This is a genomic window from Pseudomonas sp. NFACC32-1 (genome assembly GCF_900101215.1).
Classification (GTDB): domain Bacteria; phylum Pseudomonadota; class Gammaproteobacteria; order Pseudomonadales; family Pseudomonadaceae; genus Aquipseudomonas.
This window is the reverse complement of sequence record NZ_FMUL01000009.1, coordinates 147,019-164,355: the sequence shown is the minus strand read 5'-3', so window position 1 is coordinate 164,355 and position 17,337 is coordinate 147,019. Positions and strand designations below refer to the sequence as shown.

Annotated in this window: 12 protein-coding genes; 11 read left to right on the top strand and 1 reads right to left on the bottom strand. The window is 63.1% G+C overall.

Translation table 11 applies throughout. The annotated features are described in order from the left end of the window. Window positions 1–209 precede the first annotated feature (209 nt). The 4 genes from BLP99_RS15885 (at window position 210) to BLP99_RS15870 (ending at window position 4,306) form a co-directional block, all read left to right on the top strand. Window positions 210–941, top strand: coding sequence for a tRNA (adenine(22)-N(1))-methyltransferase (locus BLP99_RS15885; RefSeq protein ID WP_083526349.1), 732 nt, complete (start codon window positions 210–212; stop codon window positions 939–941). 308 nt (window positions 942–1,249) lie between these two features. Then, window positions 1,250–2,692 (top strand): coniferyl aldehyde dehydrogenase, encoded by a 1,443-nt coding sequence (locus tag BLP99_RS15880; protein ID WP_072431247.1) that lies wholly within the window; start codon window positions 1,250–1,252, stop codon window positions 2,690–2,692. Window positions 2,693–2,712: 20 nt separating this feature from the next. Continuing rightward, entirely contained in the window at window positions 2,713–3,642 is a 930-nt protein-coding gene (locus BLP99_RS15875; RefSeq protein ID WP_092180878.1) for an alpha/beta hydrolase, read from the top strand. Next, a complete protein-coding gene (locus tag BLP99_RS15870) occupies window positions 3,635–4,306 on the top strand; it encodes a TetR/AcrR family transcriptional regulator (RefSeq protein ID WP_072431246.1) in 672 nt (223 codons plus the stop codon). The genes BLP99_RS15875 and BLP99_RS15870 overlap by 8 nt, the downstream gene beginning before the upstream one ends. Before the next feature lie 18 nt (window positions 4,307–4,324). Here the strand turns inward: BLP99_RS15870 and BLP99_RS15865 are convergent, their stop codons facing one another. Next, window positions 4,325–6,160 carry a sigma-54-dependent Fis family transcriptional regulator gene (locus BLP99_RS15865; protein ID WP_092180875.1) on the bottom strand — a complete coding sequence of 612 codons (1,836 nt, stop codon included), beginning with the start codon at window positions 6,158–6,160 and terminating at the stop codon, window positions 4,325–4,327. A 272-nt stretch (window positions 6,161–6,432) separates the two neighbouring features. On the opposite strand from BLP99_RS15865, the gene BLP99_RS15860 reads away from it, so the two are divergent. The 7 genes from BLP99_RS15860 (at window position 6,433) to BLP99_RS15830 (ending at window position 17,334) form a co-directional block, all read left to right on the top strand. Beyond that, window positions 6,433–7,200 carry a coniferyl-alcohol dehydrogenase gene (locus BLP99_RS15860; protein WP_072431245.1) on the top strand — a complete coding sequence of 256 codons (768 nt, stop codon included), beginning with the start codon at window positions 6,433–6,435 and terminating at the stop codon, window positions 7,198–7,200. 105 nt (window positions 7,201–7,305) lie between these two features. Beyond that, window positions 7,306–8,964, top strand: a complete 1,659-nt coding sequence (locus BLP99_RS15855; protein ID WP_092180872.1) for a DUF1302 domain-containing protein — start codon at window positions 7,306–7,308, stop codon at window positions 8,962–8,964. An 18-nt stretch (window positions 8,965–8,982) separates the two neighbouring features. After that, complete coding sequence (locus BLP99_RS15850) at window positions 8,983–10,344, top strand: DUF1329 domain-containing protein (protein ID WP_072458908.1); 1,362 nt, start codon at window positions 8,983–8,985, stop codon at window positions 10,342–10,344. A gap of 136 nt (window positions 10,345–10,480) precedes the next feature. Continuing rightward, complete coding sequence (locus BLP99_RS15845) at window positions 10,481–11,518, top strand: WD40/YVTN/BNR-like repeat-containing protein (RefSeq protein WP_176776512.1); 1,038 nt, start codon at window positions 10,481–10,483, stop codon at window positions 11,516–11,518. Window positions 11,519–11,561: 43 nt separating this feature from the next. Then, window positions 11,562–14,003 (top strand): efflux RND transporter permease subunit, encoded by a 2,442-nt coding sequence (locus BLP99_RS15840; protein WP_072391881.1) that lies wholly within the window; start codon window positions 11,562–11,564, stop codon window positions 14,001–14,003. Window positions 14,004–14,255: 252 nt separating this feature from the next. Then, window positions 14,256–16,040: a type I secretion system permease/ATPase gene (locus BLP99_RS15835; RefSeq protein ID WP_092180866.1), complete on the top strand. Its 1,785-nt coding sequence runs from the start codon at window positions 14,256–14,258 to the stop codon at window positions 16,038–16,040. Continuing rightward, complete coding sequence (locus BLP99_RS15830; RefSeq protein WP_092180863.1) at window positions 16,009–17,334, top strand: HlyD family type I secretion periplasmic adaptor subunit; 1,326 nt, start codon at window positions 16,009–16,011, stop codon at window positions 17,332–17,334. Before BLP99_RS15835 ends, BLP99_RS15830 begins: the two co-directional genes overlap by 32 nt. Window positions 17,335–17,337 lie beyond the last annotated feature (3 nt).

The following is a 17,337-nucleotide window of genomic DNA, read 5'->3' as shown; positions in this document are numbered from 1 at the left end:
CCCGAACGTTTTGTCTGTGCTCCTTTGGTTGGCCGCAACCAACCAATTCCCTTAGCCCCGTACCGGCCTCGGTAACGGGGTTTTTTTTTGCCTGCTCGGGCCGGTAGCCCGACTCCGTCAGTTGGATTTGAAATGCGCTGCATTGCCCGACACAATTGCGCCCCCCGATCCGGTCAACCGGGCCGACGATCACGCAAAGGAGCGGTGGGTTGAACGAGCAGACATTGTCCACGCGCCTGGAACGGGTGGCCGCGCATGTGCCGGCCGGCGCACGCCTGGCCGATATCGGCTCGGACCACGGCTACCTGCCGGTAGCGTTGATGCGTCGTGGCGCTATCGTCGCGGCGGTGGCCGGTGAAGTGGCACTGACGCCGTATCGCGCGGCCATGCGCACCGTGCACGAGAATGACCTGCAGACGCGAATCTGCGTGCGCCTGGCCGATGGCCTGGCAGCCATCGAAGCGCAGGACGGGATCAGCGCGATCAGCCTCTGCGGCATGGGCGGCGAGACCATCCGCGACATTCTCGAGGACGGCAAGGCACGCCTTAACGGCCAGGAGCGGCTGATCCTGCAACCCAACGGCGGCGAACAACCGCTGCGCCAGTGGCTGATGCGAAACGACTACCGGATCCTGTGTGAGGAAGCCTTGCGGGAAAATCGTTTCGACTACGAAATCATCGTCGCCGATCGTACCGGACCGGTGATCTATACCGATGAAGAATTGTATTTTGGCCCCTTGCTGATGCAGGCGCGTACGCCGGCATTCCTGGACAAGTGGCAGCGCGCGCTGCGCCGCAAGCAGCGCACCCTGGCGGGTTTCACCCGCGCGCGACAAACCATGCCCGAGGAGAAGGTCCAGGACCTCACCCGGCAGATCCGCTGGATCAGCGTGCTTTTGAACGCTTGCGAGAAGGCTCATCCTGGGCATTTCACCGGTTGAGACCGCCCGTTTGATGCAAGAAAAAATAGTTATATAAATTAATTATATGCATTGAAGGTGCAGCTTTTCTCCTTGCTTCTATTTCATATCAGGTGCGTCGCCAGAACGGGCAACGTACCTGTCATTTCTTCTCGATATTCCTGTTTTCATTGGCTATAAGGCACGTTCACAGGTGTCGTCAAATAAAGAAACTGAAGGGTTTCCTTTGTTGATTTTTTTGTCATACTCGGCCCGCGAGCCGACAGCGGCGTCCGCTCGCCCGGTATTTAGTACTGTCTAATAACAATCAATCAGCAGGCACCCACACCATGAGCATCACCAGCCAATCCGCCACGACGTCTTGTGCCGAACAACTGTCGGCAGCACTCGCACGAATGAAGCAAGCTCACCTGGACGAGGGGCCGGCGAGCCTGGAATTGCGCCGTGATCGCCTCGACCGGGCGATTGCCTTGTTGCTGGACAACCGTGAGGCCATCGTCGCTGCGGTGTCTGCGGACTTCGGCAATCGCAGCCGCGAGCAAACCCTGTTGTCCGATATCGCCGGTTCGGTGGCCAGCCTCAAGCACTGCCGTGAATACCTGGCTCAATGGATGCAGCCGCAATCCCATCCGGCCCCGTTTCCCGGATGCCAGGCCCGGGTCGAGTACCAGCCACTGGGCGTGGTCGGGGTGATCAGTCCGTGGAATTTCCCCATCGTGCTGGCCTTCGGGCCGTTGGCGAGCATTTTCGCCGCCGGCAACCGCGCCATGCTCAAGCCCTCGGAGCTGACCCCGCGCACCTCGGCGCTGATCGGTGAGCTGGTGGGCCGCTATTTCCACGAGAACGAATTGAGCACGGTACTGGGCGACGCTGAGGTCGGGGCGCTGTTCAGTGCACAACCGTTCGATCACCTGATCTTCACCGGCGGTACGTCAGTGGCTCGGCACATCATGCGGGCCGCCTCGGAGAACCTGGTGCCGGTGACCCTGGAGCTGGGCGGCAAATCGCCCGTGCTGGTCTCGCGCAGCGCCGATCTGGCTATGGCGGTCCAGCGAGTGCTGACGGTGAAGACCTTCAACGCCGGCCAGATCTGCCTGGCGCCGGACTATGTGCTGTTGCCGCAAGAGTGGCTCGAAGACTTCGTCGAAGAGGCGCTGCGATTTGTAGCCACCCTGTACCCGACGTTGCGGGACAATCCGGACTACACCTCTATCATCAACCCGCGCAACTTCGACCGCTTGCACGGTTATCTCGCCGACGCCAGGGCCAAGGGGGCTCGGCTGATCGAGATGAATCCGGCCCAGGAAGACCTGGCCGATCGCGAGATTCGCAAGATCGCCCCGACTTTGGTACTCGATCCCAGCGAGCACATGCAGGTCCTGCACGACGAGATTTTTGGGCCGTTATTGCCGATCAAGACCTACCGCGACTTCGCCAGCGCAATCGACTACGTCAATAGTCGTCCACGCCCCCTGGCGGCGTATTACTTCGGCGAGGATGCCGACGAGCGCCAGCAGGTGCTCAAGCGCACCACATCAGGCGCGGTGGTGATCAATGATGTCATGAGCCATGTGCTGTTCGAGGCGCTGCCTTTCGGTGGTGTCGGCCATTCCGGCATGGGCGCCTATCATGGCGTCTACGGATTCCGTACCTTCAGCCATGCCAAGGCGGTGGTGGTACAGAGCCCGATCGGTGAGTCGAACCTGGCGATGCGCGCACCCTACGGCGCAATGATTCACGGATTGCTGGATCAATTGCTGACGGCCGAGTGAGCCGCGAAGGGAGCCTGATCATGAGCGTATTGAAAAGCTTCAAGGCCAAGCTGCTGCGTGCCCTGGCCAAGCGCATGAAAGCCAGGTTCACGTACGATCCGGCGCAGCATCCGCTGCGCAGCGTGGACGAAGTCGATATCCCGACGGCCTGGGGGCCGGCACGGGCATTGTTCTATTGGCCGGTTGTTACGTACACAAGCCCTTTACCGGTGTATCTGAACCTGCACGGCGGCGGTTTCGTGGCCGGCGTGCCCGAACATGACGACAGTTACTGCCGCCGACTGGCCCATAACCTTGGGTGCCTGGTGGTGAACCTGGATTACGTCCTGGCGCCCGAACATCCGTTTCCCGCCGGCCTGCGCCAGAGTTTCAGGGTGCTCGAATGGCTGGCCGAACAGGCTGCGGACCTGGGCATCGACCCCCAGCGTATCGCTGTCGGCGGGCACAGCGCTGGCGGCAACCTGGCCACCGGCGTGGCCAATCTGGCGCGGGGGCACCAAGGGCTGCGGGTGGTGCATCAAATCATCGATTATCCGGTCCTGGATTTGCTCCAGGCCCCGTCACTCAAGCATTCGCCCCTGGACAAGCCGCTGCTTGGCGCGGGCCTGGTGCGTTTCTTCAACAGCTGCTACCTGAGCGATCCAGCCCAGGCCCAGGACCCTCTGGCGTCGCCATTGCTGGCAACGGTCGAGGCGTTGAAGGGCATGCCCGCCACGACCCTGATCACGGCCGAGTACGATATCCTGCGCGCCGAGGGTGACGCCTATGCGCAAAAGTTGCGTCAGGCCGGTGTCTCGGTGAACGCGAAGATGTTCCAAGGTTGCGACCATATGTTCACCCATCTGGGACCGGACGCTTCGGCCCATGAGGCCTGGCAGTCGATAGAGGATGCCCTGCGCGAGGCGTTTCATGGCAGGGCAGTGCAGGAGAACGAGAGCGCTTATGCCTGAAAGCACCTTGCAGACCGTCAGGCGCGGTCGAGGCCGACCGCCTGTTCGCAGTCGCCAGGAGCAGATGAGCCTGCTGCTGGATGCGGCGGCGGAGGCGGTCGGCAATGGCAATTTTGCCAATGTCACCATGGACGCCATCGCCCGTGCCGCCGGAGTCTCGAAAAAGACCGTCTACCTGCTGGTGGAAAGCAAGGAAGCGCTGTTGTCGCAACTGGTGGCCCGGGATTTGTCGACCCTCGAACTGCTGCTGGAAAGCGGCATCGATTGCGCCGAGGACCTGCTCAGTGAGTTGCGCATGTACCTGACGCTGTGGGCACGCCTGACGTTGTCGCCGTTGGCGCTGGGCCTTTATCTGATGGCGGCCCAGGGACGTGAGAACGCGCCAGGTATCGCCAGGATCTGGTACCAGGAGGGCGCCGAGCGCTGCCTGAGCCTGTTGCGGGGCTGGTTGGGCAAGGCCGCCGGCAAGGGACTGCTGGCGGCCCGTGATGTGGAACCTGCGATCGAATTGATCGACGCCTTGTTGATTTCACAGCCCCTCAAGCTGTTCACCCTGGGCATCCAGCAGCACTGGAGCGACGAGCAGATCAGCCAGCGGGTCGACGTCGCCCTCGACATGTTCGGCCGTTGTTTCATCCAGCACTCACCCTTATCGAAGGCGTAGGCCAATCCCGCGGCAAGCTCAATTGCCGCCTGGGCGCCGGGACAGACGATAAGACAGTTGGGCTCGGGTCAGGCCGAGGCGGCGGGCCGCTTCCGAGACGTTGCCTTTCACCTCTTTCAGGCAATGGTCGATCATCGTGTCTTCGATTTCCTGCAATGACAGTCGGCTAAGGTCCTTGCCACCGAACAAGGCCTGGATCGCCTCAATACCTGCATCGGCAGGCACGGGCGCTGGGATAGGGCGCTGAGACGAGGGCGAGTCGTTCGGCGCCGCTGCCAACTGGCCGCGGGTGCCGATGGAAAACATCGGCTGGGCCAGGCGTTCACCGCTGGTGAACAGGTGGGCCAGGTCGATCGCACCGCCATCCGGCGCACTGATCACACCGCGCTCGACCAGGTTTTGCAATTCCCGGATGTTGCCTGGAAAGTCGTAGGCCAGCAGGGTGTCGGCGGTGCGCGGCGTGAAACCACTGATCTGGCGACCATGCAGGCGCGTGAAACGATGCAGGAAGTGCGTCATCAGCAACGGGATGTCTTCCTTGCGCTCGCGTAGTGGCGGCAAGTGGATGGGAAACACATTCAGGCGAAAGAACAGGTCCTCGCGAAATTCCCCTCGCTGCGCCGCGGCACGCAGATCGACGTTGGTAGCGGCCACCACTCGCACATCGACCTTGAGGGTGCGGCTGCCGCCGACCCGCTCGACTTCGCCTTCCTGCAGGGCGCGCAATAACTTGCCCTGGGCCACCAGGCTGAGGGTACCGATTTCGTCGAGGAACAGCGTGCCGCCGTTGGCGCGCTCGAAGCGGCCGGCGCGTGACTGGGTCGCACCGGTGAAGGCGCCGCGCTCGACTCCGAACAGTTCCGACTCCATCAGGTTTTCCGGAATGGCCGCGCAGTTGATGGCCACGAACGGGGCGTCATGGCGCGGACTGATGCGGTGCAGCATCCGCGCGAACATTTCCTTGCCGACCCCGGACTCACCGGTGAACAGCACGGTCGCCTGGGTAGGCGCGACCCTGCGCAGCATGTGACAGGCGGCGTTGAAGGAAGAGGAGATGCCCACCATGTCGCCGTCCTGGGCCGGCCCCGAATCGGCTTGCGGGTTCGCCGGCAGGGTGCCGCTGCCGGCGGCGTCGCGGGGTGTCGTGCTGCGTCCGCTGCTGCTGACGAAGGGTTCGGCGCTGAGATCGGCCAGGTCCTGTTCCGCGTCTTCCCATTCTTCGGCGGGCTTGCCGATCAGGCGGCAGATATTCGAGCCGGTGGAACGGCATTCGACCTCGCGGTAGACGATCAACCGGCCCACCATCGCCGAGGTGTAGCCCGTGGCGTAGCCGGTCTGCATCCAGCAGGCCGGCTCGGTGCCGATGCCGTATTGGGCGATGTGTTCATCGTCCTCACTGGAGTGATGCCAGAGGAACTCGCCGTAATAGGTCCCCAGGTTCATGTCGAATTCGAAGTGTACCGGTTCGACCTTGACGGCCCCTTCGATGGCGTGGATCACCGGGCCGGCGGCGAACAGGGCGAGGGTATCGGCTTCGGGGAAACGCTCCTTGATCAGCGCTGCGTCCCGGGCGCCGCAGTGGTAGCCGGTGCGCAGCATGATGCCGCGGGCCCGGGCCAGGCCCATGCTTTCGATCAGTTCCCGGCGCAATGCACCGATGCCGCTGTTGTGCATCAACAGCATGCGTGCACCATTGAGCCAGATGCGGCCATCGCCGGGGCTGAACAGCAGGCACTCCGTCAGGTCCTGCAGGGTAGGCGCGGCGCCGGGGGGCAGTTGCTCGCTGGCCCCGCGCACCGGTTTTTGCTGGGCTCCGCGAGAAAGTTCCGCCAGGGAAATCAGCTTGTCTGCCATCGCCAATCCTTAATAGGAATAATCATAATCTGCATAGTGCAGCATGAATTTGATGAAATCATCACTTTTCCTGGTCCTGTTCCGCTTCGGTTTCTCCGCTGTCATTCCCCTGATTCGCTGAATGTCCCGTGCTTGAGCGGTCGCTGTGTCATTTCCGTTAGATGGCATATCGCTTGCTACAACTAGTTACCGAGTTTAACTAATTCGGCAATAACAACATGGCTTGGTTGGCGCCCCCCTGGCACAGCACAAGCGCGAATCGGGAAACCCGTATGAAGCTGACCAACAAGAGGATCGTCGTGACCGGAGTCTCCTCCGGCATAGGCGCCGAAACAGCCCGAACCCTGCGTGCCCACGGAGCCATTGTGATCGGCATGGATCGCAATGAGCCCAACCTGAGCCTGGACGGTTTCATCCAGGCCGATCTCAGCCATCCCACAGCCATCGATGCCGCCGTGCGCCAATTGCCGCAGGCTCTCGATGGCCTGTGCAATATCGCCGGGGTGCCGGGAACTGCCGATCCGCATCTGGTCGCCCAGGTCAATTATCTGGGCCTGCGTTATCTGTGCACGGCGATGCTGCCACGCATCGGTGCCGGGGGCAGCATCGTCAACGTCGCCTCGATCCTCGGCGCCCAGTGGCCACAACGGCTGGAACTGCACAGGGCCCTGGCGCGCACCGAGGGGTATGGCGAAGGCGAGGCCTGGCTGGCTCGACATCCGGTGCCGGTTGACAGCTGCTACCAGTATTTCAAGGAAGCCCTGATCGTCTGGACCTACCTGCAGGCCCAGCCCTGGTTCATGCAGACCTCGGTGCGCATGAACAGCGTGGCCCCCGGCCCGGTGTTCACGCCGATCCTCGGTGACTTCGTCAGCATGCTCGGCCAGGAGCGCGTCGCGGCCGATGCCCACCGCATGAAACGTCCGGCCTACGCCGATGAGGTGGCGGCCGTCATCGCCTTCCTGTGCGCCGATGAGTCGCGCTGGATCAACGGCGTCAACCTGCCTGTCGATGGCGGGCTGGCCTCCACCTACATCTGAACGAGGTACCGCTTGCCGCGTTTTGACGTGCAGCCCTTGCCGGTGGTGCCGGCCAGAGGTCGATCCAAGAACCTGTTTCCCACAACAAGAACAATGAGGAACACCATGCGCAACTCTCGGAGCAACTTTCGTTACAACCCGGGTTTCAAGCGTTCCGCCCTGGCGCTGTCGGCCTGCCTGGCCAGCCTGGCTTCCCAGTCCCAGGCGGCGCAGATAGATCTGGGCGACAGTGAATGGCGCCTGCGTTGGGACAACACCATCAAGTACAGCCAGGCCTGGCGCCTGCACGGTGCCGACGACAAGCTGATCAACGCACCGACGGCGGGCGGCCTGTATCCTTCGATCCAGAGCCAGGGCGATCGCAATTTCAGCCGTGGCCTGGTCTCCAATCGCCTGGACCTGTTCAGTGAAATGGACCTGAGCCGGGAAAACTATGGCCTGCGGATCAGTGGGGCGGCCTGGTACGACGACATCTATAACCAGGACACCGACGACAGCGCCAACCCGCATTTTCTCGACGATACCCGCGAACTGCACGGGCGCGACGCCGAGTTGCTCGATGCCTTTGTCTTCCTGCGAGGCAATGTCGGCGATTCGAGCCAGGGAACGCTGCGCCTGGGGCGCCATAGCCTGATCTACGGCGAGAGCCTGTTCTACGGTGGCAACGGTATCGCCGCCGCCCAGGGCCCCACCGACGTCGTCAAGTTGCTCAGTGTTCCGGGAACCCAGTTCAAGGAAATCCTGCGCCCGGTCAACCAGGTGTCCGGGCAATTGCAGATCAATCCGCAGTTGTCGGTGGGGGCGTACTACCAGTTCGAGTGGGAGCGTTCCAATCTGCCGGGTGCCGGCAGCTATCTGAGCGACAACGACGGTATCGGCGAAGGCTCCGGGGACTGGACCCAGGTGTTCGGCAATACCACCGTGCATGCGTCCGATATCGAGGCGCGGAACTCGGGGCAGGGCGGCATGCAACTGCGCTACAAGCCCGACGGCACCGAACTGGAACTGGGTTTCTATGCCGCCCAGTATCATGACAAGGCCCCGAGCGCGCTCTATGCCTACCTCGACGGCGCGGCGGCGGCTGCCACCGGGTTGCCGATCCTGGGCGCCTATCGCCAGGTCTATGCCGAAGACATCAAGACCGTGGGCGTCAGCTTCTCGACCGCGTATGGCCCGTTCAACTTCGCCGGCGAGACCTCGGTGCGTTGGGACGCGCCCCTGGTCAGCAACCTGCAAGTGGTGACGCCCGGGACCGCGGCGGACAACAGTGGCGATGCGCTTTACGCCAAAGGCAAGACCGCCCACGTCAATCTGTCGACCATCTACCTGCTGCCACCCAACGCGCTGTGGGACGGAGGTTCGGTCCTCGCCGAGCTGGCCTGGAACCGGACCCTCAGTGTCACTGAAAACCGCGCGGCCCTGGACTCCAACACCACCCGCGATGCCACCGCGCTGCGGGTGCTGGCCGAGCCTGCCTACTTCCAGGTGGCGGATGCGCTGGACGTGAGCGTTCCCATGGGCTTTGGCGTGGTGCTCGATGGACATTCATCGGCAGTGAGCAAGTCCGGCTTCGGCAATACCCACGCCGGTGACTGGAGTATCGGGCTGAAGGCCACCTACCTGCAGCGCTGGGACTTCGGCGTCAACTACGTGAACTTCTTCGGCAAGACCGGCGCCGGGCTGCGCGAGGACGGCAACTTCAGCTACGCGCAGTCCCTGGCCGACCGCGATTTCGTGTCCGTGTACGTGAAAACCACATTCTAATAAGAGGTTTCATTTTCCATGCAAAGCCTATTTTCCTTGCGTATTGCGGCCCTGGTCATTGCCTTGTCGAGCACTGGTTTCGTGCACGCGGCGGTGTCCCCCGAGCAGGCGGCACGACTGAACAAAGACCTCACCCCCATGGGCGCCGAGCGTGCAGGCAACAAGGACGGCAGCATCCCGGCATGGACAGGCGGCTACACCCAGGTGCCCGCCGGTTACAAGAACGGCGACAAACGCGCCGATCCATTTGCCTCCGAGAAACCGCTGTATTCGGTCAGCGCCGCGAACATGGCGCAATACTCCGACCTGTTGGCCGAGGGCACCAAGGCCCTGATGCAGAAATACCCGGGCTATCGCCTGGACGTCTATCCGACCCACCGCAGTGCCGCCGCCCCGCAGTGGGTATATGACAACACCCTGCAGAACGCGACCCGGGCCACCGTTGATGTGGAAACCGAGAAAGTCAGCGGTGCCTACGGCGGGATTCCGTTCCCGCTGCCGCAGAACGGTACCGAGGCCCTGTGGAACTATCGATTGTCCTGGCAGGGCGCCGACACCTTCTATGCGCCGTTCGACACCTGGCTGATGACCGCCGGCGGCAAGAAGATCCAGGCTACCCGGGCCCGTTTCTGGTACCAGGATCCGTACTACTTCAAGGAAGGCAGCCTCGAAACGTTCGCCGGCAAATTCCGGATCGGCAAGCTGTCCACGGAATTGCCCTCTTCAAAGGCGGGCGAAGGCCTGATGACCCACTGGGACATGGATCCTGGAAAACGTGCTGCCTGGCAGTACCTGGTCGGCCAGCGCCGGGTACGGCGCGCACCGAACATCGCCTATGACACTCCGGACTTCGTCACCTCCGGCGTCGGTTTCTTCGACGAAGCCTTCATGATCTTCGGCCCGACCGACCGTTACGACCTGAAGCTGGAAGGCAAGAAAGAACTGCTGGTGCCGTACAACAACAACCGCTGCGCAGCGGCCAGGAGTGACGACCTGGTCAAGCCGGGCTTCCTCAATCCCGACCTGGTGCGCTGGGAGAAACATCGGGTCTGGGTCGTGAGCGCCACCCTGCGCGAAGGCAAGCGTCACGTCGTGCCCAAGCGCACCTACTACGTGGATGAGGATTCCTGGCAAGTGCTGCTGGTCGACGGTTACGACGCCCAGGGCAAGCTGGGACGGCATAACTACTCGCTGACCCTGCTGGCCCCCGAGATGCCGGCACTGACCGCGCAGATGCAATGGGGCAGTTACAACCTGGAAACCGGCGCCTACTTCCTGAACTCCTCGGCCAACGACCTGGATGTGCAGTACCAGAGTTATCCGCGTCCGTCGGCTTCGTTCTTCACCCCCGATGCCATGGCCAACGACAGTTCGCGCTAGGCATTGCAAGGCGCGCCACTGCCTGGGCAGCGGTGCGCCTGGCTGGGGGCTGGATAATTTTCATGCAGTGACGGGAGCGGACATGATCGGGACATTTTCACTGAGGCGAGGGCGGTCGGCGGCCCGGTTGTTGAGCATGATGCTGACCTTGCTGTTGGTATCGGGCTGGACGCTGGCCAGTCCCACACCCGTGTTGCTGGATCAACCGGCCATGCGTAGCGCCAAAGCACCCCGTGCCGTGCTCCTGGCGGTGACCCGCGCGGGCGAACGGTTGGTGGCGGTGGGGGAGCGGGGGATCGTCCTGCTCTCCGACGACTCCGGCAAGCGCTGGCGCCAGGCCGAGGTGCCGGTCAGCGTCAGCCTGACGGCGGTGCAGTTCGTCGATCCGCAGCAGGGCTGGGCGGTCGGCCACATGGGGGTGGTGCTGCACAGCCGCGACGGCGGTGAAACCTGGACCAGGCAGTTGGACGGCATCGAAGCCGCGCAGCAAGCGCTGTTTCTGGCCCGCCAACGGCAAGACGCCCAGCGGTTGAAGGACGCCGAACGGCTGGTGGCGGACGGTCCGGACAAGCCGTTCCTCGACCTGTACTTCAGCGACGCGCGCAATGGCTATGTGGTGGGTGCCTATGGCCTCATCCTGCGGACCCAGGACGGAGGGCAGAACTGGCAGCCCTGGATGCAACAGGTCGACAACCCCGAAGGGCTGAACCTGTACGGCATCCGGGCGGCCGGTCGCGCGTTGTTCATTGTCGGTGAGCGAGGCCTGCTGCTGCGTTCTACGGACGACGGGGCCAGCTTCCACTCCCTGGAGTCACCTTACCCCGGCAGTTTCTTCGGCGTGCAGGGCAGCGCCAACGGCGAGTTGCTGGTATTCGGGCTGCGAGGCAATGCGTATTGGTCGGGCGACCAGGGGGCTAGCTGGCGACGCATGGACACCGGCCTGGAGTCGGCCTTGTCCGCCTCGACCCGCCTGGGTGATGGCGCATCGGTCCTGGCGAGCCAGGGCGGTGACCTGCTGCTCAGCCCCGGTGGCGGCAGTCGTTTCCGGCCCCTGGCCGCTGCGGCCGGCACTTCGGTCGCCGGTCTGGTGGCGGCTCCGGACGGCAGCCTGATCTGCGTCGGCCTGGGCGGCGTGACCCGCCTCGATCCCGACCTTTCCCCGGCGCAACGCTGAACACAACTCGCCTGAGCCCTCGTGGCCGTATTCGGAGCCTGACGTGAACGACCATAATCCCGCCCTCGAACAGCAAGTGGTGACCGCCCGCCTGGAGGACTTCGACCCGCGCTCCGGCAACCTGGGCGAGCGGGCGATCTTCAATCACCGGCCCTGGGTCATCCTGCTCTGCCTGCTGGCGACCCTGGTACTGGGTTACCAGGCCAGCAAGATCGGGTTGAATGCCAGTTTCGAGAAGACCATCCCGACGTCCCATCCCTATGTCGCCCATTTCCTCGAACAACGCAGCGAACTGAGCGGTCTGGGCAATTCGATCCGCATCGCCGTGGAGGTCAAGGACGGCAGTATCTTCGACAAGGACTACCTCGACACCCTGGCCCGGCTCAACGACGAAATCTATCTGCTGCCCGGTGTCGACAAGCCCTATATGAAGTCATTGTGGACACCGACCACCCGCTGGACCGCCGTGACCGAAGAGGGACTGGATGGCGGCACGGTGATCCCGGACAGCTACGACGGCTCGCCGGCCAGCCTGGACGAGGTGCGCACCAACGTCGCCCGTTCCGGCGAGATCGGCCAACTGGTGGCGGCCAACTTTCAGTCCAGCGTGATCTTCGTGCCGTTGCTGGAGATCAACCCGGCGACCGGCAAGGCGCTGGACGCCGGCGAGTTCTCCCGGCAGTTGGAAGCGTTGCGCGACAAGTACCAGAGCGCGCGGATCCAGATCCATATAACAGGGTTCACCAAGATCATCGGCGACCTGATCGCCGGCCTGACCCAGGTGCTGCTGTTCTTCGTGGTGGCGGTGCTGGTGACGGTGGCGGTGCTCTATTGGTACACCCGTTGTGCGCGCAGCACGGCATTGGTGGTGCTCTGCTCGCTGGTGGCTGTGCTTTGGCAGATCGGCCTGCTCGCCAGCCTCGGTTACGACCTGGATCCCTATTCGGCGCTGGTTCCCTTCCTGGTATTCGCCATCGGCATGAGCCATGGCGCGCAGAAAATGAATGGCATCATGCAGGACATCGGTCGTGGCACCCACCGGGTGATTGCCGCGCGCTACACCTTCCGTCGTCTGTTCGCCGCTGGCATGACCGCGTTGCTCTGCGATGCCGTGGGCTTCGCCGTGCTGATCGTGATCAAGATCCAGGTGATCCAGGACCTGGCGATCACCGCCAGTATCGGTGTGGCGGTGCTGATCTTCACCAACCTGATCCTGCTGCCGATTCTGCTCAGTTATGTCGGGGTCGGTGCCAAGGCGGCGGCACGCAGCCTGCGCACGGAAACGGCCGAGTTGGCTGCGAGCGTCAGGCATCCGTTCTGGCGCTTTCTCGATCTGTTCACCCAGCGTTCCTGGGCGTGCGCGGCCTGCCTGGTTGGCCTGGCGCTGGCAGTGGGCGGGTTCGCCGTCAGCCTGCAATTGAAGGTGGGCGACCTGGATCCCGGCGCGCCGGAACTGCGGCCGGACTCACGCTATAACCGCGATGCGGCCTTCATGACGCAAAACTATGCGGCCAGTTCGGACATTTTCGTGGTGATGGTGAAAACTCCGGAAGACCAGTGCACCCGCTATCCGACCCTGGCTGCCGTCGATTCCCTGGCCTGGCAACTGGAACAACTGCCGGGCGTGGAGTCCACCAACTCCATGGCCGCCCTGAGCAAGATCGCCGCCGCCGGCTATAACGAGGGCAACTTCAAGTGGTACGAGTTGATTCCCAACGACGGCGCCCTTGGCGCGGTACAGACCCGGGCGCCCCGAGAACTGTTCAACCAGGGCTGTTCGCTGCTCTCGCTCTACGTGTACCTGGCCGACCATAAGGCCGACACCTTGCAACGGGTGGTGGAAACCAGCGAAGCCTTCATCGCCCGGCAGCAGTTGCCGGACGTCAAGTTCATGCTCGCCGCCGGCAGCGCCGGGATCGAGGCCGCCACCAACATCGTGGTCAAGAAGGCCATGCGCGAGATGCTGTTCTGGGTCTATGGCGCCGTTGTCCTGCTTTGCTGGGTAACCTTCCGCTCCTGGCGCGCGGTACTCGCCGCGGTGCTGCCATTGGTGCTCACGTCGATTCTCTGCGAGGCGCTGATGGTCGGACTCGGCATGGGCGTCAAGGTGGCCACCTTGCCGGTGATCGCCCTGGGCGTGGGGATTGGCGTCGACTACGCACTCTACGTGCTGAGCATCATCCTGGTGCACATGCGCGCCGGCGCCTCGTTGTCCGAGGCGTACTACCGGGCATTGCTGTTCACCGGCAAGGTGGTGCTGCTGACCGGCATCACCCTGGCCATCGCCGTGGCAACCTGGGCCTGGTCGCCGATCAAGTTCCAGGCCGACATGGGCATCCTGCTGGCGTTCATGTTCCTGGTGAACATGCTCGGCGCCCTGATCCTGCTGCCGGCGCTGGCTTACTTCCTGTTGCCCCAGCGACTCTTCGCAAAAAAGCCTGAGCCCTCCGGGGCGCTGCAGCCGATCGGGGAGGGGGGCAACTGACATCCAGGGGCGGGTCCTGATCCTGATGGATTGTCGATGCTCGCCTTCGCGACGCCCGACCGTCACCACGCCTCCTGAGGGGATGGTCATTGGCAGCTTGCGGACGTACTTCGGACGCCGGGATTTCGCTGCCATATTTTTGGCAGACCGCTTTTCAGATGAGCTTTTTCATTGAATTGCAAAAGGAAAACCACGGCTTCGCCTGGCTTGATCTAAGCTCCAGAAAAGAGTCGCCCCGAGCAGGGGGGTCCAATGCGAAGCGCATCTGAAAACAGTCTCGGGAAAGCGTTGGAGGCCTGCAGGGACAGCTTCATTTCTGTAGGCTTCTTCAGCCTTTTCATCAATGCACTCATGCTCGTTCCGACCTTCTACATGCTCCAGGTCTACGGTCGAGTGATGACCAGCGGCAGTCTCACCACCCTGGCCATGCTGACGCTGATCATGACCGGGCTGGTGGTGACCCTGGGGTCTTTGGAGTGGATACGTTCGCGCATCATGGTCCACGTCAGTACCCGGCTGGATGTACTGCTCAGTCGCCAGGTCTACAAGGCCAGCTTCAGACGGGCGCTGGACAGCGGTGGCATGGACGCCTCGGCTCAGTCCCTCAACGACCTGACAGGCTTGCGGCAGTTTCTTTCCGGCAATGGCCTGTTCGCTTTCTTCGACGCGCCCTGGCTACCGATCTATATCGCCGTGATGTTTGTCTTCCATCCCTGGTTTGGCTGGGTCGCCACGGGCAGTGCCCTGTTGTTGCTGATGCTCGCGTTCATCAACGAAAAACTCACCGGGCCGGTGCTGGCCCAGGCCAACAAGGAGCACATCGGCGCCACGCTCGACACCACGAAGAACCTGCGTAACGCCGAAGTCATCGAGTCCATGGGCATGCTTGAAACCCTGATGGACCGATGGGGGCGTCGGCAACGGAGCGTGCTGTTGCTGCAGGCGCTGGCGAGCAATCGAGGCGCGGCCATCAGCACGCTGTCCCGGACCTTCCGGCTGCTGGTGCAATCGCTGGTACTGGGAGTGGGTGCGTACCTGGCGGTGGATCACCAGGTGGGTGCCGGCATGGTGTTCGCCGGCTCCGTGCTGCTGGGGCGGGCCCTGGCTCCCATCGACCTGATCATCGGCAGCTGGAAGGGTTTCACCGCCGCGCGGTCGCAGTATGGTCGCCTGAACGACATCCTGCGCAAACAACAAGCCCAACCCGAATGCATGCCCTTGCCGGCGCCCCAGGGACATGTGCAGGTGGAGAACCTGGTGGTGACAGCGCCCGGCTCCAGGACCCCGATCATCAAGAACATCAGCTTCAGCGTGCCGGCCGGTTGCATGGTCGGCATCATCGGCCCCAGTGCCGCGGGCAAGTCGACCCTGGCCCGGGCGCTCATCGGGGTGTGGGTCGCCCAACATGGGGTGGTCCGGCTCGATGGCGCGGACATCAGTGCCTGGAACAAGCATGATCTCGGCCCCCATATCGGCTACTTGCCCCAGGACATCGAATTGTTCGAGGGCAGTATCGCGGAGAACATCGCACGCTTCTCCGCGGTGGATCCGGCGGAGGTCATCCTGGCCGCCAGGACCGCCGGTGTCCACGAGATGATCCTGCAACTGCCCGATGGCTACGACACCGTCATCGGCAGTGAAGGTGTGATGCTGTCGGCAGGGCAGCGCCAGCGCATCGGTCTGGCCCGAGCGCTCTATGGCCGCCCGCGCCTGATCGTGCTCGACGAGCCCAATTCCAACCTGGATGACGTCGGTGACCGTGCCCTGGCGGCTGCCTTGCAGCAGCTCAAGCAGACCGGCGCGACGCTGTTCGTCATCACGCACCGCACCAATATCGTGTCGCAACTCAACCGGCTCCTGGTGATGAACGCCGGAATGATCAGTCTGTATGGGGCACGCGAGGATGTGCTGGCCGAACTCAAAGCGCAGCAACAGCGGGCACAGAAGCCCGCCATGCCCGCCAGCGCCGGCATCACGTGTGTCGATACCGGCAGGGGTGATACCGATGAACCCTGCGACGCCAGACCGTCGAATTGAAAGCCCTACCGAACTACCGACCTCCGATCGAAAGATCCGCCGCCTGGGCATTGCGATTGTCGGCGTGACCTTTGGCCTGTTCGGCACCTGGGCGGCAGTCGCGCCTATCGATGGCGCCGCTTACGCGCCGGGGGTGGTCACCGTGCAGTCCTACCGCAAGACGGTCCAGCACCTGGAAGGTGGCATCGTCAAGACGCTGCTGGCCCATGACGGTGACATCGTCCAGCGTGACGACCCCTTGATCATTCTCGACGACGCCCAGTTGCGCTTCGAATACGAGATCAGCCGAAACCAACTGGTCGCGACCAAGGCCATGGAGGCAAGGCTCAGGGCCGAACGCGACGAACTCGCGACCATCGACTTTGGCGAGGCTTCCGGCCCGGCCAGCCTGCGTGCTGAGGAGGCACGCCAAGGCGAGACCCAGGTGTTCAATGCCCGCCGAGGAGCACGGGCGGGGCAGGTCGCGGTATTGCGTGAGCGTATCGGCCAGCTGCAGCAACAGGTCAAGGGCCTGGAATCGATGATCGCCGCCAAGGCGCATCTGGAACGCTCCTATGGCGGTGAAATCACCGAGCTGGGCGACCTGCTCAAGCAAGGATTCGTCGACAAGCAGCGCCTGGTCGAGCAGGAGCGCAAGCTGGGGCTGCTCAGGTCGGAGCTCGCCGATCACCGTTCCAGCATCAACAGGACCCGCCTGCAGATCAACGAAACCCAGTTGCAGATCCTGCAGATCGACAAGGACTTCAACGCCGATGTGGTCAAGCAGTTGGCCGAAGTCCAGGGGCGCATGTACGACCTGCAGGAAAAGACCTCGGCCCTGGAAGACCGCCTCAGCCGTATCGTCATCCGCGCCCCCGATGCGGGCATGGTGATCGGCATGACGGTGCACACCATTGGTGGGGTGGTGAGTCCGGCCACGCCGTTGCTGGACATCGTGCCTTCGGTTTCCGAGCTGGTGATCGAGGCCCAGGTCGCGCCGGTGGACATCGATCGCATTGCCATCGGCAAACGTGCAGACATCCGTTTTGGCGCGTTCGACAGTGCCACGACGCCCGTCATCGAAGGGGAGGTCAGCAGCGTATCGGCTGACCGACTGACCCAGGAAAAGACCGGTACTGCCTATTACCTGGCACGCGTGCGGGTGACTGCCAACGGCGCTCGGACCCTGGGGGAACGCAAGCTGCTGCCGGGGATGCCGGCGGATGTATTGATCATCACCGGCGAACGCACGCTGCTGCAGTACTTGATGCAGCCAGCCCGGGCGGCCTTGTCTCAATCGATGATCGAGGAGTGAGGC

What these genes read in the sequence shown, in the direction of transcription:
- BLP99_RS15880 (WP_072431247.1), top strand. Translation starts at nt 1,250, where the DNA reads ATGAGCATCACCAGCCAATCCGCCACGACGTCTTGTGCCGAACAACTG.
- BLP99_RS15875 (WP_092180878.1), top strand. Translation starts at nt 2,713, where the DNA reads ATGAGCGTATTGAAAAGCTTCAAGGCCAAGCTGCTGCGTGCCCTGGCC.
- BLP99_RS15870 (WP_072431246.1), top strand. Translation starts at nt 3,635, where the DNA reads ATGCCTGAAAGCACCTTGCAGACCGTCAGGCGCGGTCGAGGCCGACCG.
- BLP99_RS15865 (WP_092180875.1), bottom strand. Translation starts at nt 6,160, where the DNA reads ATGGCAGACAAGCTGATTTCCCTGGCGGAACTTTCTCGCGGAGCCCAG.
- BLP99_RS15860 (WP_072431245.1), top strand. Translation starts at nt 6,433, where the DNA reads ATGAAGCTGACCAACAAGAGGATCGTCGTGACCGGAGTCTCCTCCGGC.
- BLP99_RS15855 (WP_092180872.1), top strand. Translation starts at nt 7,306, where the DNA reads ATGCGCAACTCTCGGAGCAACTTTCGTTACAACCCGGGTTTCAAGCGT.
- BLP99_RS15850 (WP_072458908.1), top strand. Translation starts at nt 8,983, where the DNA reads ATGCAAAGCCTATTTTCCTTGCGTATTGCGGCCCTGGTCATTGCCTTG.
- BLP99_RS15845 (WP_176776512.1), top strand. Translation starts at nt 10,481, where the DNA reads ATGATGCTGACCTTGCTGTTGGTATCGGGCTGGACGCTGGCCAGTCCC.
- BLP99_RS15835 (WP_092180866.1), top strand. Translation starts at nt 14,256, where the DNA reads ATGCGAAGCGCATCTGAAAACAGTCTCGGGAAAGCGTTGGAGGCCTGC.
- BLP99_RS15830 (WP_092180863.1), top strand. Translation starts at nt 16,009, where the DNA reads ATGAACCCTGCGACGCCAGACCGTCGAATTGAAAGCCCTACCGAACTA.